Origin of the sequence: Cricetibacter osteomyelitidis, assembly GCF_004340985.1 — a bacterium.
Taxonomy (GTDB): domain Bacteria; phylum Pseudomonadota; class Gammaproteobacteria; order Enterobacterales; family Pasteurellaceae; genus Cricetibacter; species Cricetibacter osteomyelitidis.
In genome coordinates this window covers 1-5,896 of record NZ_SLYB01000050.1, presented here as the reverse complement: position 1 = coordinate 5,896, position 5,896 = coordinate 1, and the positions used below count along the sequence as shown (strand labels likewise).

At 27.5% G+C, this 5,896-nt stretch carries 6 protein-coding genes and 1 pseudogene; all 7 read left to right on the top strand.

From position 1 onward, the window contains the following. Positions 1–609, top strand: a 609-nt coding sequence (locus EDC44_RS12755; protein ID WP_131979748.1) for a LysM peptidoglycan-binding domain-containing protein, incomplete at its 5' end; no start/stop codon positions are given. Positions 610–618: 9 nt separating this feature from the next. Continuing rightward, complete coding sequence (locus tag EDC44_RS12750; protein ID WP_131979745.1) at positions 619–1,545, top strand: glycoside hydrolase family 19 protein; 927 nt, start codon at positions 619–621, stop codon at positions 1,543–1,545. Continuing rightward, the gene (locus tag EDC44_RS12745) at positions 1,529–1,930 is read left to right on the top strand and encodes a hypothetical protein (protein ID WP_131979742.1); all 402 of its coding nucleotides are present in this window, start codon (positions 1,529–1,531) and stop codon (positions 1,928–1,930) included. The genes EDC44_RS12750 and EDC44_RS12745 overlap by 17 nt, the downstream gene beginning before the upstream one ends. A gap of 373 nt (positions 1,931–2,303) precedes the next feature. Continuing rightward, positions 2,304–3,758, top strand: a complete 1,455-nt coding sequence (locus EDC44_RS12740; RefSeq protein ID WP_131979739.1) for a LysM peptidoglycan-binding domain-containing protein — start codon at positions 2,304–2,306, stop codon at positions 3,756–3,758. Further along, a complete protein-coding gene (locus EDC44_RS12735) occupies positions 3,755–4,582 on the top strand; it encodes a hypothetical protein (protein WP_131979736.1) in 828 nt (275 codons plus the stop codon). The genes EDC44_RS12740 and EDC44_RS12735 overlap by 4 nt, the downstream gene beginning before the upstream one ends. A gap of 219 nt (positions 4,583–4,801) precedes the next feature. Further along, complete coding sequence (locus EDC44_RS12730) at positions 4,802–5,566, top strand: hypothetical protein (RefSeq protein ID WP_131979732.1); 765 nt, start codon at positions 4,802–4,804, stop codon at positions 5,564–5,566. A gap of 205 nt (positions 5,567–5,771) precedes the next feature. Next, positions 5,772–5,896: pseudogene (locus tag EDC44_RS12725) on the top strand (bacteriophage T4 gp5 trimerisation domain-containing protein); the annotation flags it as partial.

Below are 5,896 nucleotides of genomic sequence, written 5' to 3'. Positions count from 1 at the left end.
GAAGGCTATGACGAAGTGATATTGGAAAGCGCGGGCGGACGGGTGATATTTAACGGGGAAGGCGTGACTTTTGAAGGGAATGTGCGGATTGAGGGCGAGTTGGTGTTTGAGAGTGGTGAGGCGGAGTGTACTAAAGTGTTTACTACACAGGTACATGATGCACAGCCGAGTGATTATCAATATAGCAATCGTCTGGATTTATATAATATATTCGGTCATTTAAAAGGGCAGAATATTGCTTATACCGTGAAGAATGCCCAAGATGAAGTTATTTATAATGGTGTTTTGGATGAAATGGCGAGGACGGAGAGAATTTATTCTGATAAACAAGAAAAAATTAAAATTACTATTAAAGTAGATAATAATAACGATGAAGAATTAATTTATGAAATAGAATTATTAGAGACTGAAAATGTAAATAATGCTCCGGCAGAATATCGTCAGGCATATTATAATGTAGAAGAAGACGATTCTTTAGAAAGTATATCAAAAAAATTTAATTTATCAGTAGATGAATTAATAATTATTAATAATTTTTCAGAAGGAAAACATAGTTTGTTAACAAATAAGCTAATTTTGCCTAGAAATATTTATAGAAAACCAAACTGAGGGTAAAAAATGGTTCAAAATAACTGTATTCAAATGAGAAGTGAATATAATGGCAAACCTGTTGCTGTTGTGGAATGCAAAAAGGAATGTTGTTGTAACAGAGATATAACAATGATTGAATTTATGATGATAACTAAAAGTAATACGGCTAAAGGATACTTATCTGATTTGAATAAAGGTTTTAAAAAATGGGGAATTAATACCTGTATAGAAAAAGCCTGTTTTATAGCGCACACATTAAAAGAAACTGCGAATTATACTTTATTAGAAGAAATACTCGTTGACCCAAAAGATGAAGAATTGAATTATAAAGGTTATAAAGGTCGAGGCCTTATGCAACTTACTTTTGAGGAAAATTATGCAGCATATGGTATAGCAGTTGCAAATGATCGTAATAAGTTTTTAGGTAAAAATAAGGATTTAATATCAAAAGATAAAGCACACGCAGTTGGTTCAGCACTGTGGTATTGGAAAGAACATCGTAAATTGACTAATTATGCTTTATCGAATGATTTCATCACAACTTGCGCTATAATTAACGGTGGGTTTAATGGTTTTATTGATAGAAAAAATTTTTATAAAAAAGCTTTAGTCGCATTTAATGTCAAAGAATGTGTTAATTTAGACAAGAAAGTTATTAATATGTTATATGGATACTTACCTTTTGAAGAAAGCTATGTATATAAATACTTGATAGCCGAAACATTTGGATGGGGGTTGTGGCATGATCCTGATTCGAAGCGAAAAGGAACAAAAAAGGAATTAAAAGAAGCTAAGAAAGGTTATACAAGATTTCTTGAATTAGTAGAAGGAAAAATATACCCTTTTGGATTTAACAAAACCAAAAAACAAGAAAGAAAAAGTTATGGGTATACTGGAACATCAGCCGTAAATTATGCTAAAAATTGGTTAATTAAATATGAAAAAAGTATCTAGAATTATCTTATTGTGTTTATTTTTTATCTTTTCTATGAATTGTTTCGGAAGAGAAGAGTTTTTTTGCTTTAGAAATATCGAAACTGATAAAATATTATTAGTCAAACCGGATTTAAGTTATATTTTACATTATCCTAGTAAATATAAAGTAAATCTTAGTAAAAAACCTTCTAATATAGAGATTATTGATGATTTTGAAGGAAAACCAGAATATTTTAAAACTTATAATGTTTTTTATAAGAAAAAATCTATTGGAATTTATAAAGTAGAAATTCAGGGGTATATCATATATTCTGTAACCTACCTAGATGTTAGAAAAAATAAAATTTATTATTTTGATTCAGAACTAGATGAAACAGAAAAAGAAAAATTTAACTGTTTATAAGTTATCTTATAGAAATATACAAATTTTAATTTTTAAATAGGTATAAAATCATAAAAAAATTATTGATAAATAAAGTATAGTATTATGTGATTTTTATATTATAGAATAATAAATTTATTATTTATATAGAATGAGACTCTATATCTATATTGATTTTTTAGAAAAAATATATCTTAGCAATTGTAAATATAAAAACATATCAAAAGTGCGATCGAATTTTTGAAAGTTTCGCTAAAACTTTTAATTTCTGAATCGCACTTTTCTTTTTAAGAGTAAAAATGGGAAGAGCCAAACGAATCTATACTAATACACAAGATATAGTAAAAGTTATTACCGGAAAATTAGAATTTATAGATTAAAAGGAAGGATAATTATGGCAAGATTTTCTGTAAAAGTGATAAATTTAGACAATAAAGCGGTAGGTAGCGGCTATACAGTAAGTATTATTAAACAAAATGTAAGTGTTTTCGAAGCACAAACCGACGAAAATAGTGAAGTGTTCTTTGACGAAAATTTAGTAAAAGGAAGAAGAGTTCAATTTGGTTTTTGGGGTAAGGAATATCCTAAAGAGTCGGTGCCCGTGACGAAAGAGATTTTATGGGATATAGAGCGTGCGTCAGGTACGTTGAGAGTTCCTAAACTATGTGAAATCGAACTAAAAGAAACGGAAAATAAAAATGGAGAGAAAGCGGAATACATACAGGCAAAGTATGTTGTAAAACCAGGAGATACTTGGGAAGCGATTGCTAAGAATTTAAATATTACATCAGATGAAATTATACTATTGCAATCCCATAACCAATTACCTCTAGATAATAAACAATTGCCGCCGATAGGTGTTGAACTACTGTATTTTAAAGGGTTAGATAGAATACCAGAGAAGAATTCAAATGATAAGATTTATACTAGGAGTTGTAGGACTGAGAGACCTGAAGTTATTATCAGTGATCAAAACGAATGTTCATGTGGCAAACGGTTTTATAAAAAAATTATTTGTGTTTCTTATAAAGGAATTAATTTTGGCCCAAAATATTCAGGGAATATGAAATTAGAAAATTACAATAGATGGGATTTTCTTCTTTCTAATAAGAAAATAACTGAAGATGAAAAAAAGATATTGATTGCAATGTCTCCTAATGAAGGAAATTTAGATTCAGTTCAATCTTACGATTCCGAAATATTAACTGCTGGAGCTATGCAAAAAACTATAAGTTCAGATGGGACAGGTGAGTTGCCTATGCAACTTTATAAATTTAAACAAAACTACCCAGAGTTATTTAGGCAATATTTTTCACATTGTGGATGGGACGTTAAACAAATTAAGGATGCTAAGGGAAAAACAGTAAGTATTGCATATTATAATGGAAATACTGGAACATCATTAAAAAATGAAATTAGGAAAAATTGTAATAAGAAAAATCAAGGGAAGATAATTGAGAATAAGGCTACTGCTATCATTATCGAAGGAATAATGCTTCCTGAATATCAGGATTTGCAAATTGAGGATTTTATCGAACGATTACATCTAGCTCTAAAAATTAAACCATTGGGATATCAGTATTCTATAGCTAGTTATGCTAGATCAAATTTATTAAAAGCTACTGTATTAGATCATCACGTTAATAGACCAGGCTATGTTAGTAAGGATTTTGGAAAAGCATTAGACTATTTTTACAGTGTCAATCCTAAAGCAAGTAAGAATCCGGCTGATTGGGGAAATTCTCATAACCGATACGAAAAATATATTGTTGACTATTATGGAATTCATCGCAGAGGCACTGATATGAAACAAAGATATTCAAATTTAAAAACAAGGATAATGAAATGAAGAAGTTATTATTTTTTATATTAATATTTTATATGAGAGAATCATTTGCAGAGTCTCAAATAATTTTTGAACAAGCTGATTATCAGCTTATTCTAGAAAGTGAAAAGAATTGTAGTAATATTTATTTTTTAGATAAAAAATTGAATAAAAAAGATAAAATTATTATTCCTGTTACAAATACATTAAACCAATGTTTTAATAATAAAGATGTATCCCCCTATAAAAGTGATTTATATAGTTTTAAATTAGATAGATATCTTAGAGTTGATTACCAAGAAATAGAGAAGGTTAGTGATGGTTTGAATAATGAAATAATAAGACAAGAAAAATGTGCAATACTAGATTTAAAAACATTAGTTTTGATTAATTCAGCTTCAGCAAGGGATGAAATCTGTACTGAAGATAATTATCAAGACTATTTGTTTAGATTTATCGGGTTTCCTGTTACTACTGAAGCATTAATCCAATATCTTAATACAAACCAAAATTTAGAAAATGGATCTGATAATTTAGAACTTTATATTAATATTTTATTAGCTAATGGTCTTAAAATAGATGAAATTACTATGTTAGCTAAAGTTCTATATGAAAAAAATTTGAAAAAACAGTACTTTGAACTTATTAAAATAAGATATATTAAGAATAAAACTTTCTTATATAATAGTTTTAATGATAAGACAAAAATGTATCTGATAAGAGGTGATAAAGTGTCTATTTTAAACCAAAAAATAGATGAAAATAACCAAAAATGGTATTTTATCAACTATAAAGGTAAAAGAGAAATTAATATGTGGATTAAAGCAGAAGACATTGATATTAAGTAATATGAAAATTTTCTATAAATTATATATATTATATTTTATGAACGTTTTTAATAAAAAAGGAAAAATATCTGATTCAGATATGCCCGATTTAACAAATGAAAGTTGCATGAAAAACTTAACTAGAAAAGTCAACAAAGGATTAGACGGGCATTCTAATAGAGTATTATATAAGGAACAAATAAAGAAAATATTTTTTGATATGTACGGGAGTTGTAAATAATGAAAAAATTAGTTATTTTTATTCTATTTCTTTTCTCTTTAAATTTATCAGCATCAATGACCAATAATTCACCATTTTTTCATATTACTGATAAATTTGGTCATAAAATAGAATTTTATATGCCGGAAGCTTCTTCGGATTTAGAGGGATTTACTGCTATTCAAAATGATAAAAATAGTAAAAAAATTATTTGGATTGCTCCATTTTTAGCTCAGCAGCCGGATCTTGCATTTGCTTTTTTTAATGAAATTAAAGATAGAGGGAATTATCTTATTTTATCAATAAAGATCCAACCAAGTTATAATCAAACAGGTATTCCTTATGTTGATGATTATTTTATTTATACTGCTTTTAAATTAGATAATGGTATCTATAAATTAGACGAAGAATTATCTAACTTTTTAGGTGCCGGAGGTGATATTTATGATATTCAAGATATTAATAATGCTGATATTATTGAGCCTAGAATAACTTATATATATCCATATAAAACGGAACAAGAAGTGAGAAATGCATTAAATAGCAATCTTTTTAAATTATGGAATTCAAATAGAAATAAAATTATTCGAGGTGAGATAAGACGTAAGACATTATTTCAAGATGTATCGAATTATATTCAAACTGAAAAAAAATATTTAATTAAAGGTGATAAATTTATAATTAAAAATATAAGTTCTAAATGGTTAGAAATTGAATATAAAAAAAGGGATGAAATTATTATAGGATGGGTTCAGTGTATTGATACAAATATATGTTTAAATTAGTTATTCTTAATGAAAACAATATAAATCTAATGAGATATTAAATTTGACTAAATTCTTTTTAAATAAGATGTTTTATCAATTTAGAAGATAAAATCAATCGATATAAAAATTAATAAAATATGTTAAAAGTGCGATAGAATTTTTGAAAGTTTTACTAAAATTTTTAATTTTCTAACCGCACTTTTCTTTTTAATAATAAAAAAGAAAAGAGGGAAATTTTATTCACGCCGAACGTGACCAAAACAACATCGTCAACCACGACGAAACCACCCAAATCGGCAACGACCGCACGGAGCAGGTGGGGCATGATGAAACGATTCATATTGGTAA

Excerpts from the sequence above, each read along its gene's own strand:
- EDC44_RS12750 (WP_131979745.1), top strand. The coding sequence starts at position 619 with ATGGTTCAAAATAACTGTATTCAAATGAGAAGTGAATATAATGGCAAA.
- EDC44_RS12745 (WP_131979742.1), top strand. The coding sequence starts at position 1,529 with ATGAAAAAAGTATCTAGAATTATCTTATTGTGTTTATTTTTTATCTTT.
- EDC44_RS12740 (WP_131979739.1), top strand. The coding sequence starts at position 2,304 with ATGGCAAGATTTTCTGTAAAAGTGATAAATTTAGACAATAAAGCGGTA.
- EDC44_RS12735 (WP_131979736.1), top strand. The coding sequence starts at position 3,755 with ATGAAGAAGTTATTATTTTTTATATTAATATTTTATATGAGAGAATCA.
- EDC44_RS12730 (WP_131979732.1), top strand. The coding sequence starts at position 4,802 with ATGAAAAAATTAGTTATTTTTATTCTATTTCTTTTCTCTTTAAATTTA.